This is a genomic window from Streptomyces sp. NPDC099050 (assembly GCF_044759865.1).
Taxonomy (GTDB): domain Bacteria; phylum Actinomycetota; class Actinomycetes; order Streptomycetales; family Streptomycetaceae; genus Streptomyces.
On sequence record NZ_JBIWAE010000010.1, the window covers coordinates 126,165 to 143,397 of the forward strand.

14 protein-coding genes and 2 pseudogenes are annotated in these 17,233 nt (G+C 70.9%); 9 read left to right on the forward strand and 7 right to left on the reverse strand.

The window, feature by feature from the left end:
• Positions 1 to 5: 5 nt before the first annotated feature.
• Both ACIQV3_RS18945 and ACIQV3_RS18950 read right to left on the reverse strand, forming a co-directional pair.
• Complete coding sequence (locus ACIQV3_RS18945; protein ID WP_403713644.1) at positions 6 to 1,271, reverse strand: GAF domain-containing protein; 1,266 nt, start codon at positions 1,269 to 1,271, stop codon at positions 6 to 8.
• 420 nt (positions 1,272 to 1,691) lie between these two features.
• A complete protein-coding gene (locus ACIQV3_RS18950; RefSeq protein ID WP_403713534.1) occupies positions 1,692 to 3,347 on the reverse strand; it encodes an acyl-CoA dehydrogenase family protein in 1,656 nt (551 codons plus the stop codon).
• A gap of 17 nt (positions 3,348 to 3,364) precedes the next feature.
• Between ACIQV3_RS18950 and ACIQV3_RS18955 the strand changes: the two genes are divergently transcribed.
• The gene (locus tag ACIQV3_RS18955; protein WP_403713535.1) at positions 3,365 to 4,489 is read left to right on the forward strand and encodes a YihY/virulence factor BrkB family protein; all 1,125 of its coding nucleotides are present in this window, start codon (positions 3,365 to 3,367) and stop codon (positions 4,487 to 4,489) included.
• A gap of 328 nt (positions 4,490 to 4,817) precedes the next feature.
• On the opposite strand, the gene ACIQV3_RS18960 is transcribed toward ACIQV3_RS18955, so the two are convergent.
• Complete coding sequence (locus tag ACIQV3_RS18960; RefSeq protein WP_403713536.1) at positions 4,818 to 5,303, reverse strand: VOC family protein; 486 nt, start codon at positions 5,301 to 5,303, stop codon at positions 4,818 to 4,820.
• Positions 5,304 to 6,910: 1,607 nt separating this feature from the next.
• On the opposite strand from ACIQV3_RS18960, the gene ACIQV3_RS18965 reads away from it, so the two are divergent.
• Positions 6,911 to 10,015, forward strand: a complete 3,105-nt coding sequence (locus tag ACIQV3_RS18965; protein WP_403713538.1) for a hypothetical protein — start codon at positions 6,911 to 6,913, stop codon at positions 10,013 to 10,015.
• A gap of 112 nt (positions 10,016 to 10,127) precedes the next feature.
• Here ACIQV3_RS18965 and ACIQV3_RS18970 read toward each other — a convergent pair whose 3' ends face one another.
• Positions 10,128 to 10,325: a hypothetical protein gene (locus tag ACIQV3_RS18970; RefSeq protein WP_403713539.1), complete on the reverse strand. Its 198-nt coding sequence runs from the start codon at positions 10,323 to 10,325 to the stop codon at positions 10,128 to 10,130.
• 29 nt (positions 10,326 to 10,354) lie between these two features.
• On the opposite strand from ACIQV3_RS18970, the gene ACIQV3_RS18975 reads away from it, so the two are divergent.
• The 4 genes from ACIQV3_RS18975 to ACIQV3_RS18990 all read left to right on the forward strand — a co-directional run bounded on the left by ACIQV3_RS18975 (position 10,355) and on the right by ACIQV3_RS18990 (position 13,825).
• Positions 10,355 to 11,506, forward strand: coding sequence for a hypothetical protein (locus tag ACIQV3_RS18975; protein WP_403713541.1), 1,152 nt, complete (start codon positions 10,355 to 10,357; stop codon positions 11,504 to 11,506).
• A gap of 85 nt (positions 11,507 to 11,591) precedes the next feature.
• Positions 11,592 to 11,960 carry a hypothetical protein gene (locus tag ACIQV3_RS18980; protein WP_257559891.1) on the forward strand — a complete coding sequence of 123 codons (369 nt, stop codon included), beginning with the start codon at positions 11,592 to 11,594 and terminating at the stop codon, positions 11,958 to 11,960.
• A 569-nt stretch (positions 11,961 to 12,529) separates the two neighbouring features.
• Positions 12,530 to 13,432, forward strand: a complete 903-nt coding sequence (locus ACIQV3_RS18985; RefSeq protein WP_403713543.1) for a GNAT family N-acetyltransferase — start codon at positions 12,530 to 12,532, stop codon at positions 13,430 to 13,432.
• Between the two features lie 84 nt (positions 13,433 to 13,516).
• A complete protein-coding gene (locus tag ACIQV3_RS18990; protein ID WP_403713544.1) occupies positions 13,517 to 13,825 on the forward strand; it encodes a hypothetical protein in 309 nt (102 codons plus the stop codon).
• Here the strand turns inward: ACIQV3_RS18990 and ACIQV3_RS18995 are convergent.
• Both ACIQV3_RS18995 and ACIQV3_RS19000 read right to left on the reverse strand, forming a co-directional pair.
• Positions 13,792 to 14,028: a hypothetical protein gene (locus ACIQV3_RS18995; protein ID WP_403713546.1), complete on the reverse strand. Its 237-nt coding sequence runs from the start codon at positions 14,026 to 14,028 to the stop codon at positions 13,792 to 13,794. The two genes, ACIQV3_RS18990 and ACIQV3_RS18995, sit on opposite strands and share 34 nt — an antisense overlap.
• 138 nt (positions 14,029 to 14,166) lie before the next feature.
• Complete coding sequence (locus ACIQV3_RS19000; protein ID WP_403713547.1) at positions 14,167 to 15,018, reverse strand: DUF6000 family protein; 852 nt, start codon at positions 15,016 to 15,018, stop codon at positions 14,167 to 14,169.
• A gap of 344 nt (positions 15,019 to 15,362) precedes the next feature.
• On the opposite strand from ACIQV3_RS19000, the gene ACIQV3_RS19005 reads away from it, so the two are divergent.
• A complete protein-coding gene (locus tag ACIQV3_RS19005) occupies positions 15,363 to 15,632 on the forward strand; it encodes a transcriptional regulator (protein WP_403713548.1) in 270 nt (89 codons plus the stop codon).
• Positions 15,629 to 16,139 (forward strand): annotated as a pseudogene (locus ACIQV3_RS19010) (nucleotidyl transferase AbiEii/AbiGii toxin family protein); the annotation flags it as partial. The gene ACIQV3_RS19005 and the pseudogene ACIQV3_RS19010, both read left to right, overlap by 4 nt.
• Here the strand turns inward: ACIQV3_RS19010 and ACIQV3_RS19015 are convergent.
• Positions 16,136 to 16,327 (reverse strand): annotated as a pseudogene (locus ACIQV3_RS19015) (DUF4265 domain-containing protein); the annotation flags it as partial. The pseudogenes ACIQV3_RS19010 and ACIQV3_RS19015 overlap by 4 nt on opposite strands.
• A gap of 230 nt (positions 16,328 to 16,557) precedes the next feature.
• On the opposite strand from ACIQV3_RS19015, the gene ACIQV3_RS19020 reads away from it, so the two are divergent.
• Complete coding sequence (locus ACIQV3_RS19020; RefSeq protein ID WP_403713549.1) at positions 16,558 to 16,701, forward strand: hypothetical protein; 144 nt, start codon at positions 16,558 to 16,560, stop codon at positions 16,699 to 16,701.
• Positions 16,702 to 17,233 lie beyond the last annotated feature (532 nt).

Here is a 17,233-nt window from a genome sequence, read left to right on the forward strand (position 1 = left end):
GGACGTCAGGGAATCATGCCGGTCGCCGCAGGGCCCAGCCGGGCGCTGATCACCGCCGGCGCCGTGGAGTGCGGCAGCAGCGCGGCCGGGTCCGCCGGGCGGATCAGCTCGATCTCCACGTCGTGCGCGAAGCGGTACGGGCGGTGGGCCAGCACGCCGCCGAGGTTGCGGCGCACCCGGGAGATTTCCGCGCGGACCGTCACCGTGCGCGTCGGGTCCCCGAACAGCTCCTGCGAGAGTTCCGCCGCCGAGCGCCCCTTGGGGGCCTCCGCCAGCAGGAACAGGAGCTCCGCGTGGCGCGGGCTCAGCTCCTGCGACCAGCTCCCCGCGGCCCCGTAGACGGTGGCCCGCCATTCGCCGGGCCGGCTGAGGTCGAGGACGACGCGGGCGGCCGCCCCGGCGCCGGTACGGGCCTCCGTGACGTTCACCAGCCAGCCGCCGGGCAGCGGCTCCACCAGGCAGTCCCCGAGCTGCGGCACCCACACCCGGCCCGGGCCGAAGCTCTTCGGCAGCGGGATCCGCTCCGTCGGCGCGAGCCCGGTGACGGCCGCCGTCCAGCCGTTGCCGTCCACGGCCAGCGCCCGCCCCGGCATCCGGGCCAGCAGCGGGGCCGCCACCGTCCGCAGCCGTTCCAGCGACTCCAGGTGGCGCACCCGCAGTTCCCGCTCGGCGAGCCGGGCCACCGAGCTCACCCAGGCCAGGGTCGCCGGGTGCATGGTGGCCAGCGGCCCGCTGACGTCCAGTACGCCCAGCAGCGAGCCGTCGCGGGGGTCCCGTACGGGGGCTCCGGCGCAGGTCCAGTCGTGGTGGCTGGAGACGAAGTGCTCCGCCGAGAACACCTGCACCGGTCTGCGGGTCACCAGGGCGGTGCCGACCCCGTTGGTGCCGACCACCGCCTCGTCCCAGTGGGCGCCCACCCCGAAGCCGAGGCGGTCCGCGTTGCGCAGGATGGAGGAGTGGCCCTCCCGCCACAGCAGCCGCCCGTCGGAGTCGGCCACGACCATGATGTGCAGGGCCTCGTCCAGGGAGGGCAGCAGTCCTTCGCGCAGGACGGGCAGCAGTTCCCGTAGCGGAGAGGTCTGACGGCGCTCCTCGGTCTCGGCGGCCGACAGCATCCGCGAGCGGCTGTCGCGGTCGGGGTGGACACCGCCCGCCATCATCCGGCGCCATGACTCGGCGATCTCCGGACGCGGCGCGGCCGGCGGCCGGTCCCCGGCGAGCGCGGCCGCCCGTACCCCCTTGAGCAGACGCGCGGCCTCCCGTGCGTCCATGGCCGAGATGCGTGCCGCACCGACCGCGCCGCCTGTGGTGTGGACCACCGGAACCTCCCCGTGCCGAACATGCGTACGACGGTTCCCGCCCCCGAGGGGCCGTCCGGTGCGCGCCGCTTCCGAGGGGCCGACCGGTACGCCCGAAGGACGGTTCCGAGTCAAAGGTTGCAACGTCTTGCAACTCTCGCCAAGTCCCGGTCGCCCGATCGAAACTGTGCGGACGTCGCCGAGCGACGTGACAGCTCCTTCCTCGGGGCTTCTCGGATCAGGGGTGGTGCCGAGTCGGCGCGGCGCCATCCCTGTTCCAGGTCAACGGGCCCGGATCCCGCACCGCAGTGCTTTTCGGAGGGTTGGGGCCCTCCGCATCAGCCTGGCTTCCGGAGGGTTGGGGCCCTCCGTCGGCCCGCGATCAGGACGCGATCAGGATGCGATCCGGGCCCGTTCCACCACGGATCCCAGATCCAGACTGTGCGGCAGCGTGCCGAAGGCCGCGCCCCAGTCCCCGCCCAGCCGCGAGGCGCAGAAGGCGTCGGCCACCTCAGGCGGCGCCCAGCGCACCAGCAGGGACCCCTGCAGCACCAGGGCCATCCGCTCCACGACCCGCCGGGCCCGGGCCTCGATGCCCTCCAGGTCCGCGAGCTCGGTCAGCAGGTGCTTGATGGCCGAATCCAGCCGGTGGTCGGCGCCGCGCGCCAGGCCCACCTCCTGGAGGAAGGCGTTCAGCGCCTGCGGCTCGCGCTGGAGGGCGCGCAGCACGTCGAGGGCCTGGACGTTGCCCGATCCCTCCCAGATGGAGTTCAGCGGGGACTCGCGCAGCAGCCGGGGCATCCCGGACTCCTCGACGTAGCCGTTTCCGCCCAGACACTCCAGGGCCTCCGCCACCATCGGCGTACAGCGCTTGGTCACCCAGTACTTCGCGGCGGGGACCGCGATGCGCAGGAAGGCCCGCTCCTGCTCGTCGCCCGTGCTCTGGACGGCGTCGTACGCGGCCGCGAGGCGCAGCGTGAGGGTGGTGGCCGCCTCCGATTCCAGGGCGAGGTCGGCGAGCACGTTGCGCATCAGCGGCTGGTCGATGAGCGGTGCTCCGAAAGCGGAGCGGTGCTCCGCATGGTGAGCGGCCTGCGTCAGCGCCTGCCGCATCAGCGAGGCCGAGCCGATCACGCAGTCCAGCCGGGTCGCCGCGACCATCTCGATGATGGTCCGCACCCCCCGGCCCTCCTCACCCACCCGCCGCGCCCACGTCCCGTCGAACTCCACCTCGCTCGACGCGTTCGACCGGTTGCCCAGCTTGTCCTTCAGCCGCTGGATCGCGAAGACGTTGCGCGTCCCGTCCGGCAGCACCCGCGGCACCAGGAAACAGGTCAGCCCGCCCGGAGCCTGCGCCAGCACCAGGAACCCGTCGCACATCGGCGCCGAGCAGAACCACTTGTGCCCCGTCAGCAGGTACTCGCCCGAGGCGTCCAGGGGCACCGCCGACGTCGTGTTCGCCCGGACGTCGCTGCCGCCCTGCTTCTCCGTCATGCCCATCCCGAAGAGCACCCCGGCCTTCCGCCCGGCCGGCCGCAGCCCCTCCTCGTACACGCGCGAGGTCAGCCGCGGCTCCCATTCGGCCGCCAGCTCCGGATCGGTCCGCAGCGCCGGTACCGCCGCGTGCGTCATCGAGACGGGACACCCGTGCCCCGCCTCCGCCTGCGACCACACGAAGAACCCGGCCGCCCGCCGCAGATGCCCCGCCGGCCGCCCCCACGCGTCGGTGAGCCCGGCGCCCACGGCGTGCCCGAGCAGCCGGTGCCACGAGGGATGGAACTCCACCTCGTCGATCCGGTTTCCGTACCGGTCGTGCGTCCGCAGCTTCGGCGGGTTCTCGTTCGCCTGCGTCCCCCAGTCCTGCGCCTGCCGGGACCCGGCCGCGCGCCCCAGATCCGAGAGCTCTTCCCTTACTTCCGAAGCGAGTTGGGGCGCGGCGTCCGCGAGGTGCCGCTCCACCCCCTCGCTCAGGACCCGGTCGCTGCCGTATACGTCGTGCCCCACGAGCGGCGGGGCCTGATTGCTGACTGTGTGGGTGGTGGCTGCCATGCCGATACCGTAAGGACGTGCAGCACGCGAAAGAAACACCCGAGCGGATTCCGGGACGCCTCCACCGGGCCCGCGCCCTCTACCGCAACGTCTCCAAGCGCAAGATGGCGTGGCTGCTGCTCAAAGACACCGTGAACTCGTGCATCGAGTACCGGATCCTCGGACTCGCCGCCGAGGCGGCCTTCTTCACCCTGCTCTCCCTGCCCCCGCTCTTCCTGGGTTTGCTGGGCCTCCTCGGGTACGTCGACGGCTGGTCGGGCGGTACGACCGTCGCCAGCATCGAGGAGAACATCCTGCGCGCGGTCGGCACCGTGCTCTCCGACCGGGGCGTCAACGACATCGCCAAACCGATGCTCGACGACGTCACCGGCCGGGGCCGCCCCGACCTCATCTCCCTCGGGTTCGCCTTCGCCCTCTGGTCGGGCTCGCGCGCCGTCAACGTCTTCATCGACACCATCACCGTCATGTACGGGCTCGACGGACACCGCGGCATCGTCAAGACCCGGCTGCTCGCCTTCGTCCTCTACATCGCCGCCCTGCTGATCGGCGCCATCGTGCTGCCGCTGATGGTGGTCGGGCCGGACGCGGTGGTGCGGCTGGTGCCCTGGAGCACCGAGGTGATCGCGGTCATGTACTGGCCGGTCGTCACGCTGCTCTCCATCGCCTTCCTGACCACGCTCTACCACGTCTCCGTCCCGGTCCGCTCGCCCTGGATCGAGGACGTGCCCGGCGCGCTGGTCGCCCTCGCCATGTGGGTGCTCGGCTCGTTCCTGCTGCGGATCTACCTCACCAACACGGTGGAGGGACCGACCATCTACGGATCGCTGGCCGCCCCCGTGGCCATCCTGCTGTGGATCGGCATCTCGGCCTTCGCCGTCCTCGTCGGGGCCGCCGTCAACGCCGCCATCGACCGGGTCTGGCCCTCGGTGGCCACCGCCGCGGCGCGCGAGGCGAACGAGCGGGTCCGCGAGGCGGAGGCCGCGCAGCTCGTGGCCCGGGCGGCCGCCTGGCGGGCTCTGGCCGAGGGGGAGTCGGAGGACGACGAGGGCGACGAGGACGGGGGCATGCCCTCGGAGTTCCCCGAGCGCTGGTCGAAGTTCCTGCCCCCGGAGGACTACCACTCCCGTCTGCGCAAGCACTGACGCGAGCACTGCCGCGAGCGCCGACCCCAGGGGCGGCCGCCGTCGTAGCCTGGTGGGCGTGTACGGGGAACGGCCGTCCCGCGCCGTGCTGCGGGACCGGCGGGTCGAGCTGGCCGACCCGTGGCCTGCCGCCGAGGTGCGGCGCCTCACCGCGCGCGTGGCCTCGTACGGGGATCCGCGCGCGGGACTGGAGGAGCTGGCCCTGCTCCGCGCGGCCGACTACGGGCTCCCGGACCCCCTGGTCACGGAGGTCGCGGCCCGGCTGCGCGCCGGGCGGGGCGTGGCGGGGGCCGTCGACCACGCCGGGGTCCTACGCGACGGGGTCGGGTCAGGCGGGGTCGGGCGTTCCGCCCGCCGCGGCTGCTGCCCCCGCTACGCCCGCTACGCCCGCTTCGGCTGCCGCGGCTGCCGCGAAGAGGGAGACCCCGGAGCCGTCCGGGTCCAGGACGACGGCGTAGCGCTGCCCCCAGAAGGCGTCCCAGGGCTCCAGGTGGCCCGTGTGCCCGGCCTCCGTCAGCTCGGCGTACAGCGAGTCCACTTCGGCGGGGGAGCCGCAGAGGAACGCCAGCCCCACCCGGCCGTCGCTCGCGGGGCGGGTCCAGGACGGGTCGAAGGAGCGGATGACCTCCTCCGTGTCCCAGCCGATCCGCAGCCCGCCCGGCAGGGCGGCCTCGACGTGCGGCTGGGAGTCGGCTCCGCCGGGCACGTCGATGCCGAGACGCCGGTAGAAGGCGAGCGATGCGGCCATGTCGGAGACGACGATGCCGATCATGTCGAGCCGGGGAGTCGTTGGGCGAGCCGTTCGGGAAGTCATGATCCCAGGCTAGAACCCGACGGCGCGTTCGCGGACCCGATCAGTCCAATCGGCTTCCCCACCCGGTGGGCACGGTCCGACGGAGTGCACGGCGGCGATGACGAGATCGAGGTCGCGCGGGTTCACCGGTCCCTGATGACCGACCCCGATCGGGGGCAGGCAGCTGGGCCGGGGCGGTCCTCACCCCACGAGCCCAACGGGTGGGCGGGCAGCGCACGCCGCTCAGAGCACCCGGGACTTCGCGATGCGTTCGGCGATGGCCTGCTTGTCGAGGTAACGGCGGACGTCGTGGGCTTTCAGCTTGCCGTTGTCGACCTTGACGTCGGTGATCCCGACCGCGAGGGAGGGAGAGGCCCCGGAACCTGGGCACCGGGTCGAACGGGGCGTAGAGGTTCGTCCACTCCACCCCCGCCGGAACGGCCAGCGGGGCACCGGGCGTGTGGACGCCCTTCCTGACCGCCAGCCAGCTCAGCGGGGACCCGCAGGTGATCAAGGAGGCCGCTCCCGGGCCGCCGTCCGTGGCGGCCGGAACCTCGCCGCGGCTCAGCATGTCGTAGAACACGACGCTGCCCAGCGAGTGGGCGATGACCATCCGGGCGCCCGTGGCGGCCAGCGCCGCCCCACCTCGGCGCGTACGGCGGCCCCGGTCTCCTTGTCGCGCAGGTAGCCGTGTGCCTCGCGCACCAGCCACAGCAGACGGTCCGTCACGCGCTCGCGGTACTGGGCGGGGAGGCGCAGCCGCGGTTCGTTTCGGCCGGTCCCCAGGGGGTCAGGCTGTGGAACGTCGGCCAGGAGACGACCCCGTACTAGGACGGTCTGACGGAGACGCCGTACGAAGGGGCCCCCACGGGGAGTGTCCGGACGGAACCAGATGTGGCCGCTGTGCCGGTCAGGCTATCCGCGTCCCGGACGAGCCGGGGAGGTCGTCGTGCTGGGAACCCGAGGAGAGGTCCGAACCGCTCACCACGTCACATTCCGCAGCCGCCTGGAGGTCCGTGATGCCATGACGGGGCGCCTGGTCAAACATCTGGACGTAGGCCCCGCCCTGGCGGTCGAGCCGATCCCTTCGCCGGCCGGCACGGCGTACGTTGCGGTCGAAAGCCGCAGCTCGTTCCGGCCCGACGAGCCCGGTCCTCCACCTCCACGGTCCGGCCGGCCTGGCGACACTGACACTGGACCCGCGACTGCTGTGAGCGGCCGCGCCGTTGCCGGGCAGCACATTCTCGAGTGAAGCCCAGCCCCAGCCGGGGCATGGCCGGCCCCGGGAAGTCGAGGCTGGCGCCCGGCATGCGGTGTTTTGCCTGGTCAACAGGGGGATGGTCGTGCCGAGCCCGTCCGAGGCGGACCGTACAGTGTGACGCCCATGTGGACGTCCACATCGGAGACATCGCTTCGGGGGGAACGAAATGCTCAACTCAGCGCGTTCGCGCGCCGGGTCCAGATCCGTGAGAAGGCTGCTGGTCCCTGCCCTACTGGCGGCGCTGCTGACGCCCGTCGTCCCGGCGGGGAACGCGTTCGCCGCGACGCCGTCGGTCACTGCGTCCACGAGTGCGGCGCCCGCACCCGCACCCGCGCCCGCACCCGTACCCGCGCCGCAGGCTGAACCGGTGCGACGCCCGGCGAGCCCGGTCCACGCGAACAAGGCTGCGGAGCGGGGGCAGGCCCCGGCGGATTCGGCCGCCGAACCCTGCACGCCCCTCGCGCTCACCCCGCTCGGCGATCCGCGCGGGGCCGTCGCCAGCGGCACGATCCAGGCTCAGGGCACAGCCTGCTTCGAGGTCGTGGTGACGAAGCCGGGCCTGCACCGGCTCCTCGTCTCCGACCCGTACCTCCAGCCTTCCCTGAGCTCCGGTGGGAGCCCGGTCACATGCGGGGCCCCGTCCGACTCCTGGTGTGAGCTCGCGGCCGGAACGTACACGCTCTCGGTCTACAACAGCGCCTCAAGGCCCATCAAGAACCCGGTCTCCCTGGTCCCGCTGATGGCCACGCCGGGATGTCCGGCCGTCGCCGGCACCCGCTACGACTCCGCCCCCACCACGGGGAACGTGACAGACCCTTTGAGCATCGTCTGTCATGAGTTCACCGCCGCTCCCCGCGAGCGGATCGCCGCCGACTTCAGGCTGCCCGAGTACGGGGACTACGCGCACTGGATCACGGACGGCACGGGCAAGCGCCTCTGTGCAAGTGAGCCCTGCGTCCTGCCCGCAGGGGTGGGCGGCTACCGCGTCCTCGCCGAGGTCAGGAACCCCAGCGCAGGCTTCCCCACCCCGTACAGCCTGAAGGTCCGGCGCCTGTCGAACCCCGAGGGCTGCGTGCCGGTCGCCATGACCGCGTACGGCTCCGCGCCCGCGCAGGCCGCCCCGCAGACCGGGTGCAGGACCTTCACCCCGGCCGTGACGGGCCGTTACGACGTCCGAGACGTCGATGCGCAGGGCAAGGCCTCCGGCATCGCGGTTCACGCGGCGAACGGCTCCGTCGTCTGCGAGGACGCGCGAGACTGCTCGCTCACCGCAGGCACCCGCTACACCCTGCTCACGGACCGCGCTGTGCGCATCCTGTCCCGCACGGCCGCGGCGGGCTGCGAGGACGTGGTCACGCTCGCGCGCGACCACAAGGGCACGTTCGCCGTCCCCGGCGAGGTCGACTGCCTGAACCTGCCGGTACCCCAGGGTGCCCACATCGCCGTCCTGTCCGACGGCGCCGCATCCATCACCATCGTCGACGCCAAGGGCGCCGCCTTCTGCGAGGGCGAGGGCGCCCTGAAGGACGGCACCTGCGCCTTGGGTGGCACGGCTCCCTACCGCGCCCTCGTCTCCAAGCTCGACCCGGCCGGGGAGAGCGACGTCTACCGTCTCGTCGTCCACCGCACGGACGCGCCGAGCGCCTGCCGCACCTTCCTGCCCGGCGACTTCACGGGGAAGCCGGCCCGGATGACTGTGAAGAACACCGCGGAGGTCTTCGCCGACTGCCTGTCCATCGCGGCCGGCAACCACTCCGCGCACGAAATCTTCCAGATCCAGCGGATCTCCGGGGACTCGCACGCAACGGTCGACGTCCTCGACGAGAAGGGCAAGCCGGTCTGCTCCGTCAGCACGGCCTACGGCTCCTTCGCCACCTGCGCCCTGACGGCCAAGGCCGCGCACACCGTCCTCGTCCGGGGCCGGAACGTGCCCGCCGAGTTCGCCCTGACCCGCCTCGACGTCACTTCCACCGCGCGCGGCTGCGTCCCGACGCCGGCCGTAGCGGTGGGCGGTCCGTCCACCGGAGGCGTACCGGCCAAGCCCGGCACCTTCCTGTGCCACCAAGTGACCACGGCCGCCGCCGCGGACACCCTCCACCTGAACGCCCGGGACGCACTGGGCACCGTCCACCTGCTCGGCTTCAAGGCGAACGGCGAAGGCGTCTGCGACTACTTCGACGCGGGCTGCGCCGTCACCGGCTCCACCCGCTACCAGGTCCTCGCCCAAGTCCCGGACGGCAAGACCGCGGCACCCGCCTACCGGCTGGACGCAATGCGCATCGGCACGGCGGCCGGTCCCGCCCCCGAGTGCGTCAAGGTCACGGACGTCAGCAACGGGTTCGGGCCGCTGACCGGCACCCTGAGCGAGCAGAAGACGGCGATCTGCGCCGTGCTCCCGACCGTGACGGGCGACTACTTTGACCTGCGGTTCACCCCCGCCGAGCCCTTGGAGCAGTCGCCCACACTCTGGCTGTACGACCGCTCGGATCTGCAGAGCAGGTGCTGGGGAGGCGATTACTACTCCTGCTATCTGCCAACTGCCGCCCCTCCGAAGGTTTCCAGGCCGAGCACGCTCGTGATCGGTCTGCCGGAGAAGCCCGCGAAGACCTCCACCGCGGTACGGCTCGATGCCACGTGCTCCCACTCTCCCTGCGGTCAGGAGGACCCGGCCCCCAGCACGGTGGGGCCGTCCACGGTAGGCCGGGGCAAGGTCACCATGACCGTCACGGGCACCGGTCTGAACGAAGAGGTTTCGGTCGAGGTGACCAACGACAGCTTCGGGGTCCGGTCGACAACCGTCTCCATCGCTTCCGACCGGCGCAGCATGAGGGTCGCCCTGGACCTCACGAAGGCCCCGCTCGGCCCGCTGTCCGTGAGAGTGACTGCGCGCGGCGACGAGTGGGTCAACGGCACCGTCACCGTCGTCGCACCGATCCGTTCGACAGCCGCCCCCACCATCAAGGGCACCGCGGTCGTCGGTGGCAAGGTCACGGCGACGACCGGCTCCTGGTCCCCGGCCGCCGACTCCCACACCTACCAGTGGCAGGCCGACGGAAAGACCATCGCCGGGGCCACGGCCGCGTCGTACACCCTGCCCTCCGCGCTCCAGGGCAAGCAGCTCACCGTGGTGGTGACGGCCCGCAAGGCCGGACACCCGACGGTGAAGACGGCCAGCGCCGCCGTGCTCGTCAAGGGCGTAGCACCCAAGGCGACGACGGCCCCGACCCTGACGGGAACGGCCAAGGTCGGGCGCGTCCTGACCCTGAGCCGCGGGACGTGGACGCCGACGCCGACCTCGTACACGTACAAGTGGTACGCGGACGGCAAGCTGATCACCGGTGCGACCAAGTCCACCTTCACCCTGACCAGCGCACAGCGCGGCAAGCACATCACCGTGAAGGTGACGGCCTACCGGACCGGCCACCTGACCGGCACCGCGACCACCCGCGCAACGGCCACGGTCACCGGCTGACCCATCCGATCCAAGCAAAGCCCTTGGGGCGGCCATCCGGCCGCCCCAAGGGCTTTCCCGCCCCGCCCGAGAGGCGGGCCAACGCCCGGCTGCCCGTGACTCAGTAGGGGCTTCACTCCACGGTGAATCCGCCACGGCCGTCCGTTTCGCGCAGCCACCCGAGCCAGTCACACCAAAGTTGATCGGCCTCCAGCTCAGAGCGGATAGTTGGGGAGGAGACCGCGTAACGGTTCAGCGCCTCCTCGACTTCGCTGGCTCCCACCAGCCAGGGGCCGTTGCTCAGCAACTTGAACTCGGGGATCCCCGTCATGCCGGGCACCGTCTGAGCCGAAGCTGGAGATGCGCCGCGACCAGCCGGGCAGCGCCTCGCAGCTACTGCGGCGGCTCGGCCTCGGCGAGATCCCACTGACCCACGACGCCTTCCACGAGCTCCAGCCCTGGCGGGCCGCCGCTCACCTGGAAGAACTCCTGATGACGTGCGGAGCCCTGCCCTCGATCGACAAGTACCTCTGCTCCTTCCAGCGCTGGCTTCCCGGCCACCTGACCGGCATCGCCGACCCCGAGCACGCCAAGACGATCCGGCTCTTCGCGACCTGGCACATCCTTCCCCGGCTGCGGACCCGCGCCGAGAGGAGCCACATCACACCCAGCATCCGCCGGTTCGCCGCCGAACAGGTCAAGCACGCGACCGCGTTCCTGCAATGGCTCGGCGAGCGAAACAGCACCCTCGCGTCATGCGGCCAGATCGACGTCGACGCCTGGTTCGCCGAGAACACCGAACACGCCCGCACCTGCCTGAGAGCCTTCCTCAACTGGCCCATGCAGAGCCGACGCTGCCGACGCTCCCTGTCCATCCCCAAGATGAAGGTCTCCCGCCGGGCCGCACTGAGCGAAGACGAGCGCCTCGATACCCTTGGCCGGCTGCTGACCGATACCGAGATACCGATGCGACTCCGTGTCGCCGGAGTCATCGTGCTCCTCTACGCGCAGCCCGCGAGCCGCATCGTCCGGCTCGGCGTTGACGACGTCATCCGCGACGGCGACACCGTGCTGCTGCGGCTCGGTGAGCCGGCCTCGCCCGTCCCTGATCCGGTCGCCGCCCTGCTACTGGAGCACATCGCGAACCGCGACAACATGAACACCGCTACCAACCCCGCGTCCCGCTGGCTTTTCCCGGGCCGCCGGGCGGGGCAGCCGACCCGCCCCGACCACCTGTCCGCGCTCTTGAACGAAGTCGGGGTCCCGACCGCGGCAGCCCGCGGCGCCGCGATCCGGCAGCAACTCCTCGAACTTCCTGCACCCGTCGTCGCGGACGCTCTCGGCTACCACGACAGGACCACCAGCCGGCTCCGCAACGAGACCGGCGGGACATGGAGCCGATACGCACCAGGAGATCACGAACCGGGCCGAACGCCCACAACCCATGCCGGGCACACGGGTGATCCGCCGCCACCCGTCCCCGGCGGATTACATGTTGATCATTGGGCCTGAAAACGTCTATCTGAAACCGGTCGGCGACCCGTAGTACTGGCTTCGCGGCCCACCGGCCGTCCACGATCTCAAGGAGCCATCACCCATGACTCGCTTTCGCACCCTGTGCATGGCCCTCACCGGCACCGCGGCGCTGTTCGCCCTGACCGCCGCGCCCGCGCACGCCGCCCCCGGCGACGTGACCACCTCCTGTTCGAGCGTCCTCACCCCGAGCGGCTTCGTCGACGTCAGCTGGGGGTACAGCAGCAGCTGCGGCACGCAGAGCTTCAGCCCGAACATCAAGCAGATAAAGCAGCTCACCGGGCTGCCCGTCGGCACCGTGGTCCAGGCCTGCAATTCCACCTACCAGCCCTTCGGCTGGGTTCAGACCGCCTCGTACTACAGCGGCAGCTGTGTCTCCTCCTCGGTCCCCAGCTTCAACAACAACGCCTGGACGCTCAAGCGCGTCTCCTGACCCGTCCGCCCCGACGCCGCGGTCGTGGAGTTCGCGGAGCAGGCGGTCGGCCGGCTGTTCCCCGGACGCCGGGCGGGGCAGCCCTTCCGTCCCGACCACCTGTCTCCGCACTCCTCAACGAGATCGGCGTCCCTGTGGCCGCCGCCCGCGGCGCCGCCATCCGACAACAACTCCTTGAGATGCCCGCTCCCGTCGTCGCGGACGCTCTCGGCTACCACAACAAGACCACCACCCGCCTGCTCAACGAGACCGGCGGAACCTGGAGCCGATACGCCCCTGGAGATCACACACGGTCACCGGCAGGCTGGGTTCCACGGAGAACTGGCGACAGTTGAATACGAGAGCCCACCAGTAGCAGGTCCCTGTTCGGGCGGGTCGAGATGTGGTGCGTGCGGCAGGCCAAATGCCGTTGTCGGTCATTCGATCACGCTGTTACGCTCCGCTCGCGTCCTCGACTGCAAAAAGGAGGTGGGAACCGTGAGACAGCTGACTCTCATGTGCTCCCACCCCGTTCCGAGGACGCCGAGGATCTGAAGGGGAGCGCGTCGCTACCCGGAAGGACCCCTCGCGTGACCGATCTGGTCATCCGCCCCCTCGCCACAGGCGAGGAAGCACTCTTCGAATCCCTACCCGATCCCGGTCTGGTCGGCTTCGCCGCCTTCGGCGACACCTACAGCGGGATGGCCGCCGCCGGTGAGTACCGCCCCGAGTGGACCTGGGTGGCCCTGCGTGACGGCGTCGTCGTCGCGCGAGCGGCTTGGTGGGCCGGGCCTAAGGACGACAAGCCGCTTGCTCTGGACTGGTTCGACTTCACGGACGCCAGTGCGGCCGTACAACTGCTCCGCGCTTCGCCGCTGCACGCCGAGTACTCGCTCAAGCTGCCGCCCGGCTGGCGCGACGTCCCTGCGGTCCGGGAGCAGGCCCGGGCCCGGATCGACGCGGCCATCGCCGCAGGCATGTCTCCTCTGGTCGAGCGCTTCCGCTACCGCTGGACACCCGACTGCGGCGTGCCCGTGCGCCCGGGCCGCCTCGAATTCCGTCCCGAGCCCGACGACGCGGCGGTCCTCGACGTCTTCCGCCGTATCCACCAGGGCAGTCTCGACGCCCATGTTCGCCGCACTGTTGCCGCATCCGGGCTGGAGGCGGCCGCACTGGAACAACTGGACTATCTGCGCTGGTTGCCGAGCCCGCGCGAGTGGTGGCGCCTTGCCTACAACCCTGCCGGGGAACTCGTCGGCTTGAGCGTCCCCGCCCGCCACTACGGAGACCCTCTCATCGGCTACATCGGCGTCGTGCCCGAGCACCGCGGCCACGGATACGCGTATGACCTACTCGTCGAGGCCACGCACAAGCTCGCTGACGAGGGCGTGGACCGCATCGTGGCCGGGACTGACCAGACCAACACTCCGATGGCCGCCCACTTCGCGAGGGTCGGTTACCCCATCGCCCAGGAACGCATCGACCTGATCTAGCCCCGGGGCGCGATCTCAGGACCCTCGTATGAATTCCCTCATACAGGGGTGATTGCCCAGGAAGGATCTTCAGGGGAGGGGCACATGAGCGGGCATCAGCAGTCCGCGGTGAACGACGGGGACAGCGACGAGATCGTCGAGGCCGAACTCGTCGCGGACGACGAGCTGCTATCGGCACCCACCGTCCACCGGTCGCACCCTCCTCGGCCCCTGGTCGACCAGCACACGATCCTCTATCCGGGGGAGGCCGTTCCCACAGAGGCGGACGCGCCGGCGTACACCCGCACCGACTTCGAGGTCTCCGCGGGCACGGCGCAACGCCTGCGCGACAAGTCCAGGCCCGCCAACACCAGCCGCAACTACAGCAGTGAGCGCAGGAAGTTCGCCGGGTGATGCGAGGCGATGGGCCGGGCCGCGCGGCCCTGCACGACGGCCACGTACGTGGAGTGGGTCGCCGGCCTGATCGCCCGCGAGATGGCGCCGAACACCATCCGCACGTACATGTCGGGCGTCCGCACGTGGATGCCCGAGGACCACCGCCCCGGAACGACCGAAGCGCGGGGGATGCCGGCGGAGTACCGCAAGGAGTGGGGCAAGCGGAACCGGGTCCGCACAGCGCATCCATGGCCACCGCCCGCGGCGACTACGTCACGGGCGACGCCCTCAACGACTGGATCCGCCACCGCGCCCACCTGGCCGGCCTCCCCACCTGGCACCTGGTCACTTCCCACGGCCTACGCCGCGGCGGTGGTCAGCACATCGCGGACGCCGGCGCCGACCCGACACAGCAGGGCCGCTGGAAACCAGGCTCGGCCACGGTAAAACGCGAGTACCTCGACCGCGCCCCATCCCGCGCCCAAAACCCCTGGCACCAAGTCCGGGCTGCGAGTACCAGCACCGACAACGGGTAGTACGGCCGAAATGAGTCCCCACGCCAGGCAGTTATACCGGCAGGCCGGAACCCCTATTCCCCGCCATAGGTTCTCCTCCATCTCGAGCCAGCGGCGCTGCTCTTCGGGTGTGTAGCCGGGATGGTCCTGGAGGTGTACCAGGGCATTGACCCACTGTTCCCCGAGGCCGTCGGGCTGAGTGAAGCGGTCCGCGTGGCCGGTGTCGAGGTGGGCGTCGAGTCGGACGAGGGCGCCGAGGGCAGCGGGCTGGTCGTAGCGGAGATCGGTGCGGGGGAGGTAGCGGTCGAGGTAGGCGGTGAGGATCTCGGCGTCCGCGGGGGTGCCCAGGCGGGCCAGGGCGAAGCAGTAGCCGCCGCCGGAGTAGCAGACCTCGCTGGCCAGGAGCAGGTCGCCGATGCGCTCGAGGAACAAGGTGCGCCGGCCCACGCCGATCAGCCAGGCGGCGGTGAGGCGTGAGCGCCATTCGTAGGCGAGGAGGGCTTCCAGCTCGGCGTCGGTGATCGTGGCAGCGTCCTCGATCAGGTGGCGGGCAAAGCGTTCGGCGTGCGGCCACCCCGGCCGCAGGACGCGGCCGCTGCCCAGTTCGAGGTAGCGCGGGCGCTCCGAGTCCTTCTTCGTCACGTAACGCTCGATCACGTGGCCGTATCCGATCTCCTCGGGGCGCTGGAACGGCACGGGATCACCTTCCGGATGTAGGTCACCGCGGGAGACGATCAAGGTGGGGCGACGAAGACGTTCTCGCCGCCTGGTGCGCCTACGTCCGCGCGGACCTCACCCAGGAGCTCTTTGGCTGGAAGGCGGAGCACTCCACCGAGGAGGGCGTCCGCGACTCGCTGCGCTGGTACGCCGAGCGGGACAGCGTGCTTGGGAGCTGACTACAGCCACATCGCCCGGGAGCGGCTCAGACAGGGTCGAAGGCGGGGACCTCCCCGCGTGCGCGGCGAGCAAGCTTGCTGACCTGCCACTCCAGGTCGGCAGCAGCACGTTCTGAAGTACTTTCAGCGGAATCGACATCTGCGATGAATCGCGCGAATGAAGCAAGGACACCTGCCGCCGTCGCCTGGTCCGGACTGCGGTCCTACGACCTGGACCGGCCGCGCCTGCGCATGGGCCTGTACCGCACGGTCCTGGCCGAGGGGCAGCACGAGGACCTCGTCACCCTCCTGAACCGCGACCTCCTCCTCGCGCAGTGGCCCGTCCTGCGCACCCTCGTCAGCCGGCACCTGCGCGAGGTCTGGGAGGACGCCTTCCCCGAGCTGATCGCGGCGGCGGGATCCGCCGCCGCGTGAAGCTGACCGACCTGCACCGCCGGCTCCTCGCGGCCGTGATCGACATCGGTGCCGCGTACCCCCTCGTGATCACCGGCGGGTACGCCGTTCAGGCCCACGGCCTCGTCGAGCGCCTCAGCCAGGACCTCGACGTGGCCACCGAGAACCCCGCCCCGATGGCCGAGATCGTCACCGGCCTGGAGCAGGGCCTGACGGCCCGGGGCTGGCAGGTGCGCGTGATCTCCGTGGACCCCCTGTCGGCCCGGTTGATGGTCGTCGACCCGGACTCCGGGCAGGAGTGCGAGGTCGACGTCCTCAAGGAGCACTTCTGGAACCCGCCGGCCCAGACCGAGTACGGCCCGGTACTCGCCTTCGACTCCCGTCATCGGTACGAAGGTCCGCGCCCTGGCCGACCGCGGAGCGGTCCGCGACTTCATCGACGTCCACGCCGCCTCCCGCCACCGCACGACCACCGAGCTCGAACGCCTCGGCGAGCGCCACGGCCGCGACGAGTTCCGCCTTCAGGACCGGAACCGCACGATGTCGCCCTCGGCCACCCCGTCCTGAAGGAAGGGGGCGTTCCGCACCCTGGCCGTGTCGGCTCCGAGCCTCGTCGCCCACAGCCCCTCCGTGTCCTGCGGGAGCCAGCCCTCGCGCGGAGTGAAACGGAACCAGACCTTGATCTTCTCTACCGCGCACTCCATGAAGACCATCATGCGCGGCCTTCCGGCAGCGCATCGCGCCAGGGTCTGACCAGACGGGCAGCTTCGCCGTCAGAGATCCGCTGATGGGATCAACGACTCAGTGAGGTGCTCTTGAAGCTTGACCGTGGTGGTCTCTGGTGCCGGTGCAGACCAGGCGAGGTACTGAGACCAGAGGCGTCCCGCCGCGCGATTCGAGGCGTGAGAGATCCTTCCGGCATGGACAGCAAAACGAGCACCGGAGGATGGCCATGCACAACTTCTCGCTCCGGACGCGGATGACCGAGGAACTCGGTCCGGATCCCGATGACTCCGACCGGGACGCCGCTGCCGTCGCCTCGGACATCCTGAGCACGGCAGTTCTGACGCCCGAGCAGGCCGTGACCTGAGCGTTCGGTGGCAGGATCAGCCGATCGAGCAGATCGGATACCTGCGCCCACCTGCAGCCCGGTCCACTCCATGACCTGGCCTTGGCATGGCTGTCCGTCCGTAAACACCTGCCTTGAGCAGATCAGCCGCTGGTCGATGCCCTCTTCGTCATGCTGGCGGTGCGGGGTCTACCGCCGACGAGTTCAAGGCCGGGATCAAGGGGCACGGGCGGATCATGCCCGGCCCCCACGGGTTTCCCCGTGCCGGGCCCGGGCCAGGTGAGGCGTACGGTGACCATCACCGTCCGTACGACTGCGAAAGAGGTCCATGCGCGTTCTCCTGTACGGCCGTTAGCGCTCGCCCTGTCCTTGACCGCTGGGGTGGTCGCCGGGTGCGGTTCGGCAGCCGATGACGCGAAGCCGGGCACCAAGACCCCGCCCTCCGCGAGTGCACCGGCGCCGTCCGCGGAACCGCCGCCGAGGTGTTGGCCCCTTTCCTGCTGACGGTGCCCGCCTCCGGCACGCACACCGCGGGCGCGCGATGGTCGAGCTC